Genomic DNA, 18,897 nt, shown 5'->3' on the forward strand with positions numbered 1-18,897 from the left:
GAAATGCTTCAATCTCGCAAACACATTTTCAACTAAATGTCTTAATTTATATAGATATTTATCAAACTCCTTATTCGATCTTTTACTATTTGATCTCATTGGAATGATGGGAATCATATCCTTGTTCTGGGCATATATTCTAATGTGCTCAGCATCATACCCCTTATCAGCAATGAGATAAGTTGCCTCGCCTACAGTATCAATCAGTTGTTTTGCAACTTGACTGTCGTGGACGCCACCCCCAGTGATTTTAAAATCAATCGGTAATCCATTCGCGTCGGTTGCAAGATGTATTTTTGTTGTTCGTCCACCGCGTGATTGTCCAATTGCTCTTTCGAAACCATGCCGAGCTCCACTTGCATGTTGATGCACGCGTATGTAGCTTCCGTCAATGAATACCCATTCTTGATCCAAGACGCCTCGTAATCTAAAAAAAATTTATTCCACAATCCCTTGCTTGCCCAACGATTAAAACGATTATAAGCAGTTTGCCAAGGACAAAATTCTTGAGGAATATCACGCCATGTGGCGCCTGTACGCAGTTTCCATAAGATCGCTTCCATGATATTTCTACTATTCTTTGAACGGTAGCAACCATGTAATCGCATAGTATCTTGAATTTGCTGCCAGATATCATCGGTAAGAAGAGTACGTGCCATTGAAAATATAGAAATAAAAATAACTCAAAGGAGGATTTTAAGTATTTAAAACCAATTCTTCAAATGAGGACACGCCCTAATTTGAAAAGTAGCGAATTTATAACTTTTTTGTGAAAATTGTAAATTTTTTAAATCTAAAAGAAATAACAAGTTAAGTAAAATTAAATAAATGCGGAAAAATATATTTACATTTTTAACGTGAAAAGTAACATTTAACCGTCTAGTATTCACCGCGTGTTGAAGATTTGAAAGCCAAACTTACAGGCGAGGAGTACTTGGTCCAATATGATTTATGATCATCAAGTGAATATGAGCGAAGTGCATGCTCCTGTTCAAGCGAACGTCATAATTCGTTCCCAATCGGGACAAAATTCCAAACGTCAGCCTCAGCGCTATACCTCTGCGTCAGCTCGTAACAAAAACTCTGAATCTCGCAAGACTTTCGGTGCAATGAACGGCCAGCGTTTCGATATTGAAAAATTCACCAGCTACCTGCAAGGCATTACCCGCAGTACCAGTACACAGAAATGTGCACGCAGTATTCGCGTCGGATTGCAGTCTTCAGGTGCAAAAATTGTGAATCATCCTGTTGCCGCAGCTGACTGGGGTAACACCCTGCAGCAATTGGGCTATCGAAAAATCAACCTGTCTTTTGACCGTCCGAAAAAAGGTGATATCTATATTATCGACCGGACTTCACAGCATCAGTATGGTCATATTGCAGCGTATTCTGGTTCAGCCTGGGTTTCTGATTTTAAACAGAATGGCTATGCGGTCTATCGTAATTCCAATGTGAAATATACGTATTACCGTCTGGATTCCTATCTTTAAATCCGACGCTGAAAATTTCAGAACTTAAAAATGAAAGTCGCGAAATGGTTCAATCTTCGAAGCGTTTCGCACGTTGATTATAAATCGACACGATAAACAGTCCAATCGCCACAAAGCCTAAGCATTGTAGACCTAGCGCTACAGTTTCTCCGATCTCACCTGTTTTGGGTAAATAACCGATCAGGCTAATTACTGCCACAATCGGAATCGCCATCGTTAAAGCACGAAAACCTTCAGCATAAGGATTTTCAGGAGAAAGCTTTAATCTGAATTCACGCAAGACGTGCATCAGCATTCCAATCGCCAGACTGATTCCAACAAATATCGAACCCAGTTTCGTTACAGTCGATGCTATGTAAATTACGATACATACCGCAATAATAATGATGAGCTTGAGCTGACGATTGCAGTGTTCGGAATACCAGAATTCAAGCATGTGGTGAACCTGAATCCGGCTTGTTCTGATTAAGCAAAGACAGAGGCGAAAACAGGCAGATTGCCAAAGCCATAAAGGCAATTCCCTGAGCGCCTGGCAGCAAGATTTCACCCTGTTTCATGTTCATAAAAATCAGGCTGATTAATAAGGCAATCGGAATCCAGGTCAGGACACGATAGAACGGGCCAGTCGGATTTTTTGCTGCGAAATGAATTTTACAGTAACGACAAATCAGGAAAATAATTCCGGTACCGGCAAACATCAGGATGGCATCTAAAGGCAAAGGTTCCATCCAGTACAGACCTACGGCAATTGCAGCAATCACAACAAAGAACAGCAGTTTTTTTAGGATTGACACCTGCGGATTGAACCAGAACTCAAGCATGATGATGTATGAACAGAAAAGATAAAAAGCACTTTAGCATATTTTAAATATAAAAAAGCGAGGCAGAGGCCTCGCAATATTTATAAAAATTATACGTTATTTTTCTGTGGACCCCAGTCATAAACTTTCTTCTGATAGGCGTACCATAGCATCCACAGACCAATCAGGATCATTGGCAGGCTCAGGAATTGTCCTTTACTCATCCAGCCAATAAAGAGCTGACCATTATCCGGTTCACGGAAGAACTCGACGATAAAACGGGCCAGACCATAGCCGGTCAGGAATACCGCAGAAACCGCCATACGTGGACGTGGATTGCTACTGAACCACCACAGTACAATAAACAGAATCAGGCCTTCACAGAGCGCCTGATACAGTTGTGAGGGATGACGTACCAGTTGTAATGGATCAGTTGGGAAAATCATGCCCAAGGCAAAGTTTGGATCAGTCACTTGACGGCCATAGAGTTCACCACCAATAAAGTTACCGATCCGGCCAAACATCAGACCTGTCGGAACGCAGGGTGCAATAAAGTCTAGCGTCTGGAACCAGGCCATTTTGTATTTCTTGCACCACCATAACATTGCCAGGATTACGCCGAGGAAACCGCCGTGGAAACTCATGCCACCGGTCCAGATCTGGAACAGCCAGAGTGGGTTTTCCAAAAACTGAGAAAAACCGTAGAATAAAACATAACCAACCCGGCCGCCGATGATCACACCTAGCGCCCCAAAGAAAATCAGATCCGAGACCATATCTGGTGTCCAGCCGCGTTGTTTAGAGCGATAAGTCGCCAGTCCCCAGGCAAATAAAAAAGCCAAGAGATACATCAGTCCATACCAGTGGACTTGCAAAGGTCCGAGCGAAATTGCAACGGGATCTATGTTTGGATAGGTGAGCATTCCTGTTCCTTGTGATTCTGTTTTGCACAGATTTTAGCTGAAAGCGAAGAAAAATGTTGTACATTCAATGTGTAAAGATCGAGAGCATCAATTATGTGTATTGTGGCACTGGCTTGGCGGGTTCTGGATGAAACGCCATTATGTCTGATTTCAAATCGTGATGAGTTCTATCAACGTCCAACCCAGGCATTACATGAATGGGAGAACAGTCCGATTATTGCCGGGCAGGATCTTCAGTCTGGTGGTACCTGGATGGGTATAACGGTTTCAGGACGATGGGCAGTGATTACCAATTTCAGAGATGGTAATGACAAGAATAACTACCCAACTTCACGTGGACATATCATTCAGCATTTTCTGGAATCCGAATTGACACCTATCCGGTTTGCTCAAGAACTGGAAAAATGTCAATGTGATTATGCGGGCTTTAACCTGTTTGTCGGCGATCGAGAGCAGGCAGTCTATATGAGTAACCGTGGTGAGGCACCACAAGTACTAGCACATGGCGTGTATGTAGTGTCCAATGGCTTGCTCACGGAACATTGGGAAAAGACTCGACACCTGCGCAAGCGTTTTACCCAGGAATTTCTGCCCATGCTGCAGTATCCAAATATGCCTGAATCTGATCTTTATTATGCCGTTTGGGATATTCTGGAAGATGAACGCAAGATCATTCCGGAGTTGTTGCCGAAGACCGGGATTTCACATGAACTGGAACAGTTGTTGTCTTCAACCTTTATTCAAAGTCCGGCTTATGGCACGCGCTGTTCCAATTTCCTGAGAATGAAAACCGATGAGTGGCAGTGGCTGGAAAAATCCCAGCAGGGTGAAACAGCAGGACAGATCGTTGAACAAGTTATTCCGATTATTAGCTAAATAACAGTATTGGTGATGATATTTATAAAAAGATCAGTTTAAACAGTGAACTCTGAAAACAGATAGGTATGCTAGGATAAAGCCCATCTATCTACGCATTTTCAGCTTTCCTATGGCATTGCTCCTTCCGCTTATTTCATTTCTGATTGGATTCTGGGGCGTTCATTATTTAAAGTCGATCCGTCCATTCATGGCGGCCTTGCTGGCACGTCTTTTGATTCCCTTGATTGTCATTTACAACATGGTGTTTTATAAGCCGGGCAGTTTGTGGCTGATCGGTTTTAGTATCTTTAGCTCACTGTTTCTATTTGGCCTGTTCTTTCTTTTCTCCAAAGATAAATTGCGGGCATTATGTTTTAGTTATTTAAATGGGGTCTGGCTTGGCTTTCCTTTTGCCTTAGCTGTATTTGGTCCGGATGCCTTAAATACTATTGTTGCTCTTTATATTGGTGGTTCCTTATTTGGCAATGTCAGTGCAGTAGTGGCAGTCAGTGCTGAAAAACAGGCTCCCCAATTCATTATTAAAAATATGCTGAAATCCCCGCCAGTGATTGCGCTTTCTATTGCAGCGATTCTGTCCTTCTGGGATTTTAGTGCCTATGAAGCGCATCCGCTGATTCAATGGGGCTATGCAGCCAACAAGCTTCTAGTGACTTTTGCCGGTATGTGTATTCTGGGAATGTGGCTGAGTAAAGTCAGGATTCAACTGAGTGATTTAAAACGTAGTTTGATCTTGATCAGCGGTCGTTTTGTGCTGGCTCTAGGTCTGGCGGCAGGGGCTTATTTCTTGTTACCGATTCCACATCAAGCCCTGATTTATGCTGTGATGATGATGTATTTCCTGCTTCCACCCGCCGCGAATATTGTGGCACTGGAGACCCATTATCAGGGCACAGGTTATTCAGCCAAATATATCGCTTCAGGAACGATTGCGAGTTCAATTTTGATTGGAGTATATGGGGTGGTGGTGCATATGTTGGTACCGGGTTTATAAATTTAAAAGTTCTCTCTCCCTCTGGGAGAGAGTTAGAGAGAGGGTATAAAGTTTTTGAAAGTCCTTCCTTTATTAGGGAAGGGATTGAGGAGGATTAAGTTCTTTGTAGAAATGAATGAGAATAAAAAGTAAGGGGTGAGATGGAAGAATCCCTCCCAACCTCCCTTTGAAAAAGGGAGGGCTCCTTCTCCCCAAGGGTGAGGGAATGACCTCTAACTCCCTCCTAAAAGGAGGGAGGACTCCTTTTAGGAATTAGATTTATTTTTCCAAACTCGCCTTAAACAGTTTCATCGCCTGACCACGATGGCTAATTTTATTTTTTTCTTCTTTGCTCAGTTCCGCACTAGAAGTTCCTAGTTCTGGTAACCAGAATAATGGATCATAACCAAAACCATTTTCACCGCGTGGTGCTTCCAGAATTTCACCTTTCCAGATGCCCTGGAAAATTTGTGGCAGTGGATCTTCAGCATGCTGGACTAAGGCCAGTACACACACAAACATACCTTCAATCGCTTCACCATCTTTGCGTAACGGTTTTAGTCTGTTTAAAAGCTTTTCATTATTGGCTGCATCATTGCCATGTTCACCGGCAAAACGGGCTGAATAAATTCCTGGCATACCACCGAGTACGGGCACACAAATTCCTGAGTCATCGGCAATGGCTGGTTTACCCGAAATTTTGGACGCATGACGCGCCTTGATAATGGCATTTTCTACGAAGCTTAAACCGTCTTCAATCGCATCTCCGATATTTAGCTTGCCTTGAGGAATCACTTCAACCGGTAGTTTAAGCTCGGCAAACATCTTTTCGAATTCTGCAATTTTGCCTTTGTTATTACTTGCTAATACCAGTGTGCCTTGGGATAACCAGTCAGTTGAAGTCATGTTGAATCTCGTTGTTGAACTTTAAGGGAGGGACTATTTTAACCTTGCTTGCCAATTTACGTGAAATAAACCGGTAATAAAAAAGCACCCGAAGGTGCTTTTAATTTTATCTATTTCTAAAACCTTGAGCCTTCATACAGTTATTAACCATATCTTCTCTATCCATTGCATCAATTTTGGCTAAGCCTAAATCATATTTACATTTTGCGAGAGCATTATCTACTTCATATCTAGTTATGCCAGGCTTATTCCAAGTGTTGTAAGAAGTTGTTGAGACTGTACATGCGACTAATGGAAAAAATAACAGCAATGATGCATATCCCTTAAATTTTTTCATGTAAATTCCCTTTATAGGCTTTAGAAATAGTTTATTATTTTTAATATGTTACAGTTTTTTTAAAGTATAAAAAAAGCACCCGAAGGTGCTCTTTAAAAATTTTAGCTTATTGTGCCTGAATCCATTTGTCTGCACGGTCACGTGCCTGACGGATCTGTTCTTGGGTTAAGTTAGCTGCCAATGCAGTTTTCTTACCTTCAGATAAAGTAATCACTTTATTGTCCAGCATGCCATCGCGGGTAGAGAGTTCATACCACTGGTAAGCACCCATGTAGTTTTTCTTCTTTTCTTCCATCATGGCCAGATTGAAGCTGGCACGGTTATCACCACGGCTAGCTGCTTTTTCGAAGTACTGGCGAGCCAGTGTTTCATCTTTTTTGGTACCAATACCATCTGCCAGCATACGGCCAACATTCAGTTGAGCCACTGCCAGACCTTGGTCGGCAGCAGCTTTGTACCATGCAAAGGCCTGACGTTCATCTTTCTGGACGTCTTTGCCATATTGATATTTGGTTGCTAAATAAAATTGTGCACCAGGCTGACCCGCTTTAGCTGCTTTAGTCAGACTATGAATGTCCATTACTGAATATTGCGCTGCTTGGCTGGCCACAGAAGGCGTTGGTGCAACGTAATCGGCATGGGCCTGCATGCCAAAAAGTCCAGCCAGTAGCGTCGTACTTAATAATAATTTTTTCATAGAGCGCTCACTCGATAAATTGCGACTTCACCAAACAGATTTGGGAGATGTTTGCTAAGCAAACTATCTTCTTGATTCCCATTCACAGCGAGTCGATTAATAATTTTTATGTTGTTTTCCGCGCATAATGCTTCAAAGTCACGGAAAGTACATAGGTGAATGTTCGGGGTGTTATACCACATATAGGGTAAGGCTTCCGAAACCGGCATTTTCCCTTTTAATGCCAAGAAAGAACGAGTCTTCCAGTGCGCAAAGTTTGGAAAGGTAATAATGGCCTGTTTCCCTACACGCACCATGTCACGCAATAATACGTCTGGTGCATCTACAGCTTGCAAAGCCTGTGCCATCACCACATAGTCAAAAGACTGGTCAGCAAAACGGCTTAAACCGAGGTTTAAGTCCTGCTGGATGATATTTAACCCGCGACTGATCGCAATTGCAATCTTTTCTTGATCAATTTCTAATCCATATGCACGAATATTGTGCTTTTTGCTCATATGGGCCAGCAGTTCGCCATCACCACAACCGAGGTCGAGGATACGTGAACCGGGCTTGATCCATTTTTCAGCAAGTTGTTGGTCAATACGCATTACACAGCCTCCTTCGGTGTTGATCGCAGATGTTCTTCACCGCCCAGGAAGGCGCGCAAGGATTTTACATACAGAGGAATCGGGAACAGGAAGGAGTCATGGCCTTGCTCAGCATCAATATCCAGATAGCTGACAGGCTTATTATTGGTAATTAAGGCGTCTACGATTTCAACAGAACGTGAAGGTGAGAACCGCCAGTCTGTGGTAAATGAAACCACCAGGAACTTACATTTGGTTTGCGCCATCGCTTTGACCAGTGACTGCTGATATTCACGTGAAGGATCAAAGTAGTCTAGTGCTTTGGTCATGATCAGATAAGTATTGGCATCAAAGTTACGGCTAAACTGTTCACCCTGATAACGCAGGTAGCTTTCGACCTGGAATTCCACATCGAAGCCATACATGAATTTGCCAGATTTTAAATCACGGCCAAATTTCTGCTTCATGGCTTCCTCAGACAGATAGGTAATATGACCGACCATCCGTGCCAGAATCAGGCCTCGTTTTGGATAGCTGTCATTTTCTAGATAACGGCCATGATGGAAGTCCGGATCAGACAGAATCGACTGACGCGCGACTTCGTTAAAGGCAATATTTTGTGCAGACAGTTTCGGTGCACTGGCAATAATCACGCATTTTTGCAGACGGTCCGGATAATCTACCGACCATTGCAAGGCCTGCATGCCCCCGAGTGAGCCGCCAATGATGGAATACCACACATCAATCCCCAGACGGTCAGACAGCATCGCCTGAGTTTTCACCCAGTCACGCACAGTGACTAGCGGAAAGTCTGGACCATATGGGCGGTTATCATTTTCGGGATTAGGAGAGGTAGGACCAGTAGAACCATTACAACCGCCGATATTATTTAGCGCCACCACAAAGAATTTATTGGTATCGATTGCCTTACCCGGGCCAATACAGGCATCCCACCAGCCTGGTTTTTTATCATCTTCATGATGATAACCTGCAGCATGATGATGGCCAGACAGGGCATGACAGATCAAAATGGCATTGGACTTATCGGCATTCAGTTCGCCATAAGTTTCTACCATCAGTTCAAAACGTGGGAGGATGCGACCGCATTCAAGCTCTAACGGCTGTTCGAATTGGAACTTTTGTGGGACAACAAGGCCCACTGAGTCAGCTGGAAAAGACACGGGAATGATTCGCCTTAAATCTTTAGTATGAATAAATAAAAGGATACCATTTGCAGGTATCCTTCTAAAGTCTTTTTACTGCTATGAATTATCGCTAATTCAAATACCGGGTTTAGACGGCAGCAGCAATCATCTGTTCAGTGCTTAACACATCCTGGTCGATCAGGCGGTTGGTACATGCAATAATCGCTTCAATTGAAGAGGTCACAATGTTATCGTGGACACCAGCACCAAAGGCGGATTTACCGGTACCTTTCACTTGAAGTTCAACCAATGCCAATGCTTTGGCATGTGCACCTGAGCTGATGCTACGTTCTTCATAGTTCAAGACGTCAATTGGCAATTGTAATGCATCCAAAATCGCAGAGATTGGACCGTTACCTTCACCACGTAAGCGCTGAGTTTCACCATTGACTTCAACATCTAGCTCAATCACCTGGTTGCCATTTTCATCTGACAATTTATAGTTCTTGGCAGCGTAATGTGCATCTTTAGCATCAACATACGTGTCTTTAAACAATGTCCAGATCGCTTGTGCTGAAATCTCAGTACCATCTTCATCGGTTTTTTGCTGTACGATTTGCGAGAATTCGATCTGTAAACGACGTGGTAAAGTCACGTTATAGTTCGATTCTAACAAGTAAGCGATACCACCTTTACCTGACTGTGAGTTCACGCGAATCACGGCGTCATAGTCACGGCCCAGGTCTTTCGGATCGATTGGCAAGTACGGCATATCCCAGATTTCTTCGTTTTTCTGGAATTCAAAACCTTTTTTGATTGCATCCTGGTGTGAACCAGAGAATGCAGTGAAGACCAAGTCACCCGCATATGGATGACGTGGGTGGACTGGCAAGCCAGTACATTCTTCAACAGTCGCAATGATTTCGTTGATGTTTGAGAAATCCAAGTTTGGTGCAACACCCTGGGTGTACATGTTTAAGGCAATTGCTGCCACGTCCACGTTACCGGTACGCTCACCATTACCGAATACACAACCTTCGACACGGTCAGCACCGGCCATGATCGCCAATTCAGACGCTGCGATCCCACAGCCACGGTCATTGTGACAGTGAACTGAAATGATCACGCCGTCACGACGCTCGATGTTACGGTGCATCCATTCCACTTGGTCGGCATACACGTTTGGTGTAGAGACTTCGACAGTGGCTGGCAAGTTCAAGATCACTTTGTTTTCTGGAGATGCTTCCCAGATTTCAGTCACAGCGTCGCAAACGTCTTTCGCCACTTCCAATTCAGTTGCAGAGAAACATTCAGGGCTGTACTGGAAAACAAATTCAGTTTCAGGCTGTTTTGCTGCGTATTCTTTCACTTTTTGCGCTGCATTAATCGCTAACTGTTTTGCACCTTCAACATCTACGTTCAACACTTTTTGACGGAAGGTTGGAGAGTTAGAGTTGTAGATATGCACGATTGCGCGTTTCGCACCTTGTAAAGATTCAAAAGTACGTGCGATCAAATGGTCACGTGCCTGAACCAGTACTTCAATGTAAACATCAGCCGGAATATGACCTTCTTCAATCAATTTACGGGTGAAGTCGAAATCAATTTGAGATGCAGAAGGGAAGCCGATTTCAATATGTTTGAAACCGATTTTTACCAACATCTGGAACATTTTGAACTTCTGCTCGATGTTCATTGGCTCGAAGATCGCCTGGTTACCATCACGCAGGTCAGTACTCATCCAGATTGGCGCTTTAGTGATTTCATTGTTCGGCCATTGACGGTCTGGTAAGTCCACACGTTGATACATGCGACGGTATTTTTTACTTGGATCAGCCAACATCATGAGAGAGCTCCTTAGGTAGCCTGGCAAATTCGCTTGGTGCAGCAGTTGCTCGGTCTACAGTATAGATTTTGTCTATATATTCGTTTACAGGCAGGTGTGGGTAAATAAGATCAATCCTGTATTTTTTAAAGTCTTGATCATCAGGATCGACCAGACACCTGCATGGTGAACCTATAAGATTAATTTTAGTCCAGAAAACGTGAAAAGTTTTTGCTTTTTCTATGGATTTTAGTCGTATGTTAATAAAGATTTTCTTATAAACTTTAAGAATTGAAAAATATTTTCACTTATTCTAAATATTGTATTTTATATTTTCTTAATTTGGACATAAAGCGTTATTTATTACGTTCAATTGTGCCACAACTCAGTATATTTTAATAAACAATAGATCCAGTTGTTTTTAAAGATCATTGAAGACAGAGCCTCTTTTAAAGTTCAGCCCATTTACGCATTAAATTATGATACAGGTTGGTCAGTTTCATAACTTCTGCATGCTGATCACCCAGCTGCATTCTCAAGTTTTGAATACTCTGATCCAGATTAAACAACATATGCCGCTCTGCATCATCCCTGATCATGCTTTGTACCCAAAAAAATGAAGCAATTCGACAACCGGAACTGATTGGCGTAACTTCATGCAGGCTGGTGGATGGATAAAGAATCATATCGCCGGCAGGCAATTTTACTTCGTGATAACCGTAAGTGTCTTCGACTACCAGTTCACCACCGACATATTCGTCCGGCTCGCTTAAAAAAACCGTACAGGATAAATCCGTTCTGAGGCGTTCACTGCTGCCGCGAATACGACGAATTGAATTGTCGACATGAAAGCCGAAAGATTCATTATTTTCATAGCGGTTAAAAAGCGGGGGAATAATATCCAGTGGAATCGCCGCCGATAAAAACAGAGCATGCTGTCCCAGCGATTCCAGAATAATATTGCTGAGATGATGAGTGAGTGAATGATCTTCAGGTAATTGCTGATTCTGTTTCACGGTGGCAGAGAGCGTACCCGCGGTAACCTTGCCATTGACCCACTCAATCTTATTCATCTCCTCACGGAAATATTGCACCTGTTCTTTGCTCAGTACATTTGGAATATGATGCAGCACGAGAAACCCCTGAATAATCGTCTTTTAAAAATAACATAGCCCCCATCAGGAGGCTATGCGGTTGCATTGAATTAATATTTAAAGTTGACTGCTAACACTGCACTACGTCCTTCTGCTTCAGTAGCATAGTGAGAAGCATAGGCTTTAGTGAAGTAACGTTTGTCAGAAAGGTTATTTACATTCAACTGTAAATCCACATTTTTGTTAACGTTATAACGCGCCATAGCATCGTAGCGTACATAAGATGGAGCCCATTTGATGTTTGCAACATCACCATAAACTTTGTCTGAATATACTGCACCACCACCCAAAGTTAATTGCGGCAATATCTTATAGGTAGTCCATAATGTTGCTGCTTGTTTAGGTACATTAGGCATTTGGTTGCCATTATAAATGGCATTATCTGTACAAGTTGCTGTTGAACCTGAACCACGGCATGATTTACCATTTTTTGTTAATTCACTATTAAGATAAGTATAACCTGCCGAAATATCCCATTTATCGGTAATTTGACCATTTAATCCTAATTCAACACCATCAACTTTACTTTCACCTACATTCGCATAAGTTGTTGGGTCAAGTTGTACACGAGTATTTTGTTTTTCAGTACGGAAGATCGCTGCTGTTAAATTCAAACGATCATTTAACAAGTCCCACTTAGTACCTAACTCGTAAGTTTGTGCTTCTTCTGGATCGATCATTTGGTTATTAGCATTTATGGTTTCGCTGTTATCTCCCCAACCAGCATTTAAGCCAACAGGACTGGCAGAGGTAGCATAACTTGCATAAATTGAACCATTTTCAACAGGTTTAAAGGTTATACCTGATTGATATGTAAAAAAGTCTGAATCATTGTTAGCTGTATATGCAGCAGCTGAAGATGTAGCACGAAAGTTTTGTGCAGCTTCAAACTTGTCCCAGCGCACACCAAGATCAAGTAACCATTGTGGTGTGATTTCAATACTATCTAATAAATATACAGAAGTGCTTTCAACCGTGGCATCAAAGTCTTGGCGGGCTTCTAGACGATCTAAAAATGGTTTTTGAGTTGGATTGTTTAGAGAAGTACACCAATTGCTTGAAAGGTCTTTACAGTCGCTGTAAAACCCAGTTGAGGAAACTTTGCCATCTTTACTGTTAATGATGTTATAACCACCTTTGTCAGTTTCTTGCTTGCTGTATTCAGCACCAACATTAAAGCTATGATTAATGGCACCTGTAGCAAATTTACCTATCAATGCTAATTGATTTGTAAAGGTATCGCTATCTGTGATGGCAGAGTTTTGACGATGCCATACTTGGCCATTAGCTACATTGCCTTTAGAATCATCAGGGTTTGTCCAGACATAATCATTTTTAGATTTGCTGTACATTGCAGTGTTTGTAACGGTTAGATTGTCAGTTAAATCATGTTCTAACTTGATTGTCCCTGCTTGGTTCTCTTGTTTTTGGAAGTCACGATCTTTCCAACCATAATAAACGCCTTGTTTTACTTCCGCAGGTTTACCTTGTGGTTTACCTAAACCAGCATCCCAATATGGTATACCTGAATCGGGAGTATCATCCGATTTTAAATAGTAATAACTTAAAGTTGCACGAGTAGGGGTGTCTAAGCCGAAAGTAATACTAGGGGCAATACCAGCACGTTTATATTCAGCACCATCAGATTGACCTGCTTTCTCATTCATGTGGCCCATAACGGCAACACGTGTAGCAATCCCATTGCCAAAATCTTTGTTGCCATCAAGCGTCACACGTGCGTAAGCATCTGTACCGCCAGCAATAGTACCTTCTAAAAAGTCACCTTTTTTGGCCACTTTAGAAATCATGTTGATGCTACCGCCAACAGTACCTGCACCACCCATAGCAGAAGCAGAACCTTTGGTGACTTCAACTTGTTCTATGGCAAACATTTCACGGTTTTGTGAGGTTGAATTACGAATACCATCTAAATACATTGAGCTTTCAGAGCTATAGCCACGGATAAATGGACGGTCGCCATTCGGGTTGCCGCCTTCACCCGCACCCAAGGTAATACCCGGTACAGTACGTAAAGCATCAGAAAGTGTAGTGACTTGAGTGTCTTCAATCAGTTGTTTAGAAATGACTGATACAGATTTAGGTGTATTCAGTAAGGGTGCAACAAATTTCTTATTTGCGGAATTATCTACTTTTAAACTTGGTGTCTGTTCAGCTTTAACTTCTTGATGAATAGTTTCGAGCTTGACCACATTTTCATCAGCCACAGCATTTACAGTTACGATCGAGAGGGAAGAGGCAATCGCCGATGAAACGAGTTTTTTACGTGATTTGATAAACGACATGTGGGAACCCGAAAAAAGCATAAAATTTATGTATGCGAATAATAATAATTCTTATTTAAATTAAGAATTACTTTTAGATAGGAAATGACGATTTTAAAAATTATATTAATTGCCTTTAGCGATGTTATAGTGTATCAAAATGTTTCTAAGTTAATGTATTTAAACTAAATCTGATTAATAGATTATTATCTTTACTTTTATTGAGATTATTAGAGTTTATAAAAATTGAAGAAAAGATAAAGAAAAGTTTACTAAAAGCACTATAAAAATCCATAAATGCAGATTAAAGAGATGATCTGTCCAGTTTCAGTAATCAATATATCTATTCTTATTTGAGGAAAGGGATATTTAATCAAAGAAAAATGAATTTGACTGAATAAATTTGATTATTACAGCATTAATAAAGACGATTCAAGTATTGTGTTTTGTATATCTGCAAATGTTGTCATATAATGTGGCACATTTTTATAAACCTGTTATTACCAAATATATAGAGGAAGCCATGCAAGTAACTTCTGAAGCGGTTTCGGGCGTTGCCCGTCGTTTAAATGTTTCTGTACCGACGAGCCGTATTAATGAGCAATTTGAAGCTCGTTTAAAACGCACTGCTAAAACTGCGAAGATCAACGGCTTCCGTCCAGGTAAAGTACCTGTAAACGTAGTTCGTCGTGAATACGGCGCTGGTATCTACCAAGAAGTTGTCAACGACATCATTCGTGATACTGTTTTCGAAGCAATCCAACAAGAAAAAATTAACGCTGTTGGTATGCCAAATATCGAAAAAACTGAAATGAAAGACGACGCTTTAGTTTATGAAGCGACTGTTGAAGTTTATCCAGAAGTTGAAGTGAAATTCGAAGGTCTGGAAGTTGAACGTAAAGCGTCTGAAGTAAATGACAAAGACGTTGAGAAGATGATTGAAAATCTTCAAAAACAACGCGCGTCTTGGGCTGAAACTAAAGGCATGGCGAAAAAAGACATGCAAGTGACTTTCGACTTCGAAGGTACTGTTGATGGCGAAAAATTTGAAGGCGGCGCTGCGCAAGACTTTAAACTTGTTTTAGGTTCTGGCCGTATGATCCCTGGCTTCGAAGATGGTATCATCGGTATGAAGAAAGGCGAAGAGAAAGTGATCGATGTTACTTTCCCTGAAGATTACCAAGCTGAAAACCTTGCTGGTAAACAAGCTCAATTCAAAATCAATGTAAAACTTGTTGAAAAACAAAAACTTCCAGAAATTGATGCTGAATTCCTGAAAATCTTCGGTATTTCTGAAGAAGATGGCGTTGAAAAACTGAAAGCTGACGTTCGTAAAAACATGGAACGTGAAGTGAAAAACGGCCTGCGTAACCAGGTTAAAGGCGCAACTTTCGATGCACTTGTAGCTGCAAACGAAGTTGAACTTCCATCTGCAATGGTTGCTCAAGAAATTGACCGTCAACGTCAACAAATGATCCAGCAGTTCACTCAACAGTTCGGTGCTCAAGGCGCGAAAGCATTTGATTCAAGCATGCTTCCAGATGACCTGTTCAAAGAACAAGCTGAGAAATCAGTTAAACTTGGCGTATTGGTAAGCCGCATTCTTGCTGATGCGAAAATCGAAGTAGATCAAGCGCGCGTTGAAGCTTATATCGAAGATATGGCTTCTTCTTACGAAGATCCAAATGAAGTGATCGAATACTTCAAAAATGACAAGCAACAACGTGCTCAAATCGAAGCAGTTGTACTTGAAGACCAAGTTGTTGATCACATCCTAGCATCTGCTAAAGTGACTGATGCAACTGTAAGCTATGAAGACTTATTGAAAGAGCAACAAGCTCGTCAACAAGGCTAATTCAAGCTTTCCCTAAAAAGGCGCTTCGTGCGCCTTTTTTCATATTAGTAATTTCTTGACATATCTGATTTTCACAAAACTAATGCAAAAAATATGATGGAATTATTCGCGATTATTTTGCAATTTCATTGATTATCCCTCATATTGTGATTATGGATTAAGTCACAAAAATTTAGGAATAAATAAACCTATGTATGTTCCAACGATTGAAAACGCTTTAGTGCCAATGGTGGTAGAACAATCCTCTCGTGGTGAGCGTTCTTTTGATATTTATTCACGCCTTTTACGTGAGCGGGTAATTTTTCTGACAGGTGAAGTTGAAGACAATATGGCCAACCTGATCGTTGCGCAAATGTTGTTTTTAGAAGCTGAGAACCCAGATAAAGATATTCATTTATATATCAACTCACCGGGTGGTTCGGTGACTGCTGGCATGGCGATCTACGATACCATGCAGTTTATTAAACCGGATGTTGTGACTTACTGTATGGGTCAGGCAGCATCAATGGGCGCATTCCTGCTTAATGCAGGAACTAAAGGCAAACGTTATTGCCTTGAAAATGCACGTGTCATGATTCACCAGCCTTTGGGTGGTTTCAAAGGTCAGGCATCAGATATTGAAATTCACGCACGTGAAATTCTGTTCATTAAAGAACGTTTAAACCGTTTAATGGCTGAACATAGCGGTCAGGACTATGAAAAAGTGGCACGCGATACAGACCGTGACAACTTCATGACTGCTCAGCAAGCGAAAGAATACGGTCTTGTGGATGAAGTTCTAACGAAACGTCCATAAGTTTTAGAGATTGAGATATTGGAGTAAATATGTCCGAACATCCTCAAGGACAAAAGCATTGTTCATTTTGCGGTAAAACGCAGTCTGAAGTCGGAAAGCTGATTGCAGGCGAGGACGCATACATTTGTAATGAATGTGTGGACGTATGCTTAGATTTGGTTCAAACCAGTCAACAGGTCGAAACCAATGACTGGGCGAACCGTCCTTTGCCGAAACCGCATGAAATCCGTGCGGCGCTCGATCAATATGTGATTGGTCAGGACGTAGCGAAAAAGACATTATCTGTGGCCGTATACAACCATTACAAACGTCTGAAAGTACAGACCAATGGTAAGAAAGCAGATGATTCCGTTGAAATTGCCAAAAGTAATATCCTGCTGGTGGGTCCGACCGGTTCAGGTAAAACCTTGCTGGCACAAACCCTTGCCCGTCTTCTGGACGTTCCATTTGCCATGGCAGATGCAACAACCCTAACTGAAGCGGGTTATGTGGGTGAAGATGTTGAAAACATTGTACAAAAGCTTTTGCAAAAAGCTGATTACGATGTCGAAAAAGCGCAAAAGGGCATTATCTATATCGATGAAATCGATAAGATTACCCGTAAATCTGAAAACCCATCCATCACACGTGATGTATCAGGTGAAGGCGTACAGCAAGCCTTGCTGAAAATGATCGAAGGTACGGTTGCTTCAATTCCACCACAAGGTGGTCGTAAGCATCCGCAGCAGGAATTCATTCAGATTGATACCTCGAATATCCTGTTCATCTGTGGCGGTGCATTCTCAGGTCTTGAGAAAATCGTACAGCAGCGTCAGGAGAAAGGTGGTATTGGCTTTACTGCAGAAGTCCGTAATAAAGACGAAAGCAAAAAGCTGTCTGAATTGTTCCGTCAGGTCGAAGCGACTGACTTAGTGAAATTTGGTCTGATTCCAGAATTCATTGGTCGTTTACCAGTGATTGCGACTTTAGATGAGCTGGATGAAGAAGCTTTAATGCAGATTCTGACTGAGCCGAAGAATGCATTAACCCGTCAATATAAACATCTGTTTGAGATGGAAAATGTGGACTTAATCTTTGAAGATTCAGCACTACGTGCGGTTGCGAAAAAAGCATTGGAACATAATACAGGTGCGCGTGGCCTGCGCTCGATTCTGGAAAATTCATTGTTAGAAACCATGTATGACTTGCCGAGTCGTAGCGATGTAGGCACTGTGGTAGTCAATGAAGCAGTCATTAATGGTGAAGCTGCACCAGAATTTCTTGCTGAACGTCAACCACATGATGAACCAGAAACAGCGGTAAAAGTTGATTTAAAGGTGGTGAATAGCAAATCTGCTTGATTGCTATTCGTCAGAAACGTGTGAAAACCCCGTGTTTTCGCACGTTTTTTATTTCCAAAAGATAAAAGCAGATGCTAATCTCAACATCTAGGCGTGGACGCCGAAAGCTATAAAAATATATCGCAAAGTACTTACATACAAGAATAAAGACGCAGTGAGGGATAAGCATGCGTGGAGTCGCAATGGTGCTCATCGGCAGTTTGGCGCTGATGGGTTGTCACGGTAAAAAAGCCGTAGTTGAGCCTACACAGCCACTCAGCACTTTAAAAAATATTGATCTTGAAAAAAAACCGGGCTTCGTCGAACAGCATCGGGTGGGGATGTTTACGATTGGTGGCTGGGTCAACCAGAAACAGGGTAATCATTTTCAGGCAGTTAAACCTCAGCATGAGGATGCTGCAATCGTTTATTTATACCGCCCGGATTCCAAATGGAACCGTCAGGAAATTGTCGCTGCCAGCCTATTTATCAATCAGCATCGTATTCCGAGTTTATTGCATAATCATCATTACTGGATTGAGTTGCCTGCAGGTACTTATCGCTTGAGTACCAGTCGCCCTTTAGGTGCGTTGCACTTCCAAAAACCTAAGTATTTGGACTTTACAGTAGAAGCGGGTCAATCCTATTTTATTAAGTATGATGAAGAAAATTTAAGCACCCGTCGTAGTGTTCCGGGACCTCTGATGCTAATGCCAAGCAGTATGGGACTCAATGAAATTGCTTTTACCCAGTTAAAATCGGACAGTTTTAACTTTTTTGCACAGGATCAGGAAACTGGGAAAATCCGCAAGAAAGCCCAGAAAATTAAGGCGACTGAATATGATCCATCTACAGATGTACAGTTAACCACACCGTTTAAACTCTGGGATCCAAGAACCTGGTAATTAATTTTAAAATTCCAATAAAAAAGCACCCATTAAGGGTGCTTT

The 18,897-nt window shown here is 41.8% G+C and carries 18 protein-coding genes and 1 pseudogene; 7 read left to right on the top strand and 12 right to left on the bottom strand.

All coding sequences use genetic code 11. The features are described 5' to 3' along the window. A pseudogene (locus tag B3Q46_RS07355) lies at positions 1–659 on the bottom strand (IS5 family transposase); the annotation flags it as partial. 285 nt (positions 660–944) lie between these two features. On the opposite strand from B3Q46_RS07355, the gene B3Q46_RS07360 reads away from it, so the two are divergent. Beyond that, a complete protein-coding gene (locus tag B3Q46_RS07360) occupies positions 945–1,490 on the top strand; it encodes a CHAP domain-containing protein (protein WP_004781961.1) in 546 nt (181 codons plus the stop codon). Between the two features lie 49 nt (positions 1,491–1,539). Here B3Q46_RS07360 and B3Q46_RS07365 read toward each other — a convergent pair whose 3' ends face one another. The 3 genes from B3Q46_RS07365 to lgt all read right to left on the bottom strand — a co-directional run bounded on the left by B3Q46_RS07365 (position 1,540) and on the right by lgt (position 3,213). Further along, positions 1,540–1,926, bottom strand: a complete 387-nt coding sequence (locus B3Q46_RS07365) for a hypothetical protein (RefSeq protein ID WP_004781963.1) — start codon at positions 1,924–1,926, stop codon at positions 1,540–1,542. Next, positions 1,919–2,311, bottom strand: coding sequence for a hypothetical protein (locus tag B3Q46_RS07370; RefSeq protein ID WP_004781964.1), 393 nt, complete (start codon positions 2,309–2,311; stop codon positions 1,919–1,921). The genes B3Q46_RS07365 and B3Q46_RS07370 overlap by 8 nt, the downstream gene beginning before the upstream one ends. An 89-nt stretch (positions 2,312–2,400) precedes the next feature. Then, the gene (gene lgt, locus B3Q46_RS07375) at positions 2,401–3,213 is read right to left on the bottom strand and encodes a prolipoprotein diacylglyceryl transferase (protein WP_004781966.1); all 813 of its coding nucleotides are present in this window, start codon (positions 3,211–3,213) and stop codon (positions 2,401–2,403) included. A 93-nt stretch (positions 3,214–3,306) separates the two neighbouring features. Between lgt and B3Q46_RS07380 the strand changes: the two genes are divergently transcribed. Then, a complete protein-coding gene (locus B3Q46_RS07380; protein WP_004781968.1) occupies positions 3,307–4,089 on the top strand; it encodes an NRDE family protein in 783 nt (260 codons plus the stop codon). Positions 4,090–4,201: 112 nt separating this feature from the next. Then, positions 4,202–5,083: a hypothetical protein gene (locus B3Q46_RS07385; protein WP_004781969.1), complete on the top strand. Its 882-nt coding sequence runs from the start codon at positions 4,202–4,204 to the stop codon at positions 5,081–5,083. Positions 5,084–5,341: 258 nt separating this feature from the next. On the opposite strand, the gene rdgB is transcribed toward B3Q46_RS07385, so the two are convergent. The 8 genes from rdgB to B3Q46_RS07425 all read right to left on the bottom strand — a co-directional run bounded on the left by rdgB (position 5,342) and on the right by B3Q46_RS07425 (position 13,998). Further along, positions 5,342–5,968, bottom strand: coding sequence for an RdgB/HAM1 family non-canonical purine NTP pyrophosphatase (rdgB, locus tag B3Q46_RS07390; protein ID WP_004781971.1), 627 nt, complete (start codon positions 5,966–5,968; stop codon positions 5,342–5,344). Positions 5,969–6,074: 106 nt separating this feature from the next. Continuing rightward, positions 6,075–6,305: a hypothetical protein gene (locus tag B3Q46_RS07395; RefSeq protein WP_286714062.1), complete on the bottom strand. Its 231-nt coding sequence runs from the start codon at positions 6,303–6,305 to the stop codon at positions 6,075–6,077. A 106-nt stretch (positions 6,306–6,411) separates the two neighbouring features. After that, complete coding sequence (locus B3Q46_RS07400; protein WP_004781974.1) at positions 6,412–7,002, bottom strand: tetratricopeptide repeat protein; 591 nt, start codon at positions 7,000–7,002, stop codon at positions 6,412–6,414. Further along, positions 6,999–7,592: a methionine biosynthesis protein MetW gene (gene metW / locus B3Q46_RS07405; protein WP_004781976.1), complete on the bottom strand. Its 594-nt coding sequence runs from the start codon at positions 7,590–7,592 to the stop codon at positions 6,999–7,001. Before metW ends, B3Q46_RS07400 begins: the two co-directional genes overlap by 4 nt. Then, positions 7,592–8,752 carry a homoserine O-succinyltransferase MetX gene (gene metX / locus B3Q46_RS07410; RefSeq protein ID WP_004781977.1) on the bottom strand — a complete coding sequence of 387 codons (1,161 nt, stop codon included), beginning with the start codon at positions 8,750–8,752 and terminating at the stop codon, positions 7,592–7,594. The genes metW and metX overlap by 1 nt, the downstream gene beginning before the upstream one ends. 112 nt (positions 8,753–8,864) lie before the next feature. Beyond that, a complete protein-coding gene (leuA, locus tag B3Q46_RS07415; protein WP_286714063.1) occupies positions 8,865–10,562 on the bottom strand; it encodes a 2-isopropylmalate synthase in 1,698 nt (565 codons plus the stop codon). A gap of 428 nt (positions 10,563–10,990) precedes the next feature. Then, on the bottom strand, positions 10,991–11,674 hold the full coding sequence (locus tag B3Q46_RS07420; RefSeq protein WP_004781981.1) for a Fe2+-dependent dioxygenase: 684 nt from the start codon (positions 11,672–11,674) through the stop codon (positions 10,991–10,993). 71 nt (positions 11,675–11,745) lie between these two features. Further along, positions 11,746–13,998, bottom strand: coding sequence for a TonB-dependent receptor (locus B3Q46_RS07425; RefSeq protein WP_104426629.1), 2,253 nt, complete (start codon positions 13,996–13,998; stop codon positions 11,746–11,748). Between the two features lie 502 nt (positions 13,999–14,500). On the opposite strand from B3Q46_RS07425, the gene tig reads away from it, so the two are divergent. From tig to B3Q46_RS07445, 4 genes are all read left to right on the top strand, one after another. Next, positions 14,501–15,832: a trigger factor gene (gene tig / locus B3Q46_RS07430; protein WP_005232218.1), complete on the top strand. Its 1,332-nt coding sequence runs from the start codon at positions 14,501–14,503 to the stop codon at positions 15,830–15,832. A gap of 190 nt (positions 15,833–16,022) precedes the next feature. Further along, positions 16,023–16,628 (top strand): ATP-dependent Clp endopeptidase proteolytic subunit ClpP, encoded by a 606-nt coding sequence (gene clpP / locus B3Q46_RS07435; protein ID WP_004781985.1) that lies wholly within the window; start codon positions 16,023–16,025, stop codon positions 16,626–16,628. Between the two features lie 29 nt (positions 16,629–16,657). After that, complete coding sequence (gene clpX, locus B3Q46_RS07440; RefSeq protein ID WP_005232215.1) at positions 16,658–17,968, top strand: ATP-dependent protease ATP-binding subunit ClpX; 1,311 nt, start codon at positions 16,658–16,660, stop codon at positions 17,966–17,968. 167 nt (positions 17,969–18,135) lie between these two features. Then, positions 18,136–18,852, top strand: coding sequence for a DUF2846 domain-containing protein (locus B3Q46_RS07445; protein WP_005232213.1), 717 nt, complete (start codon positions 18,136–18,138; stop codon positions 18,850–18,852). Positions 18,853–18,897 lie beyond the last annotated feature (45 nt).

The organism is Acinetobacter sp. UBA2581 (assembly GCF_002339435.1).
GTDB classification, from domain to species: domain Bacteria; phylum Pseudomonadota; class Gammaproteobacteria; order Pseudomonadales; family Moraxellaceae; genus Acinetobacter; species Acinetobacter variabilis.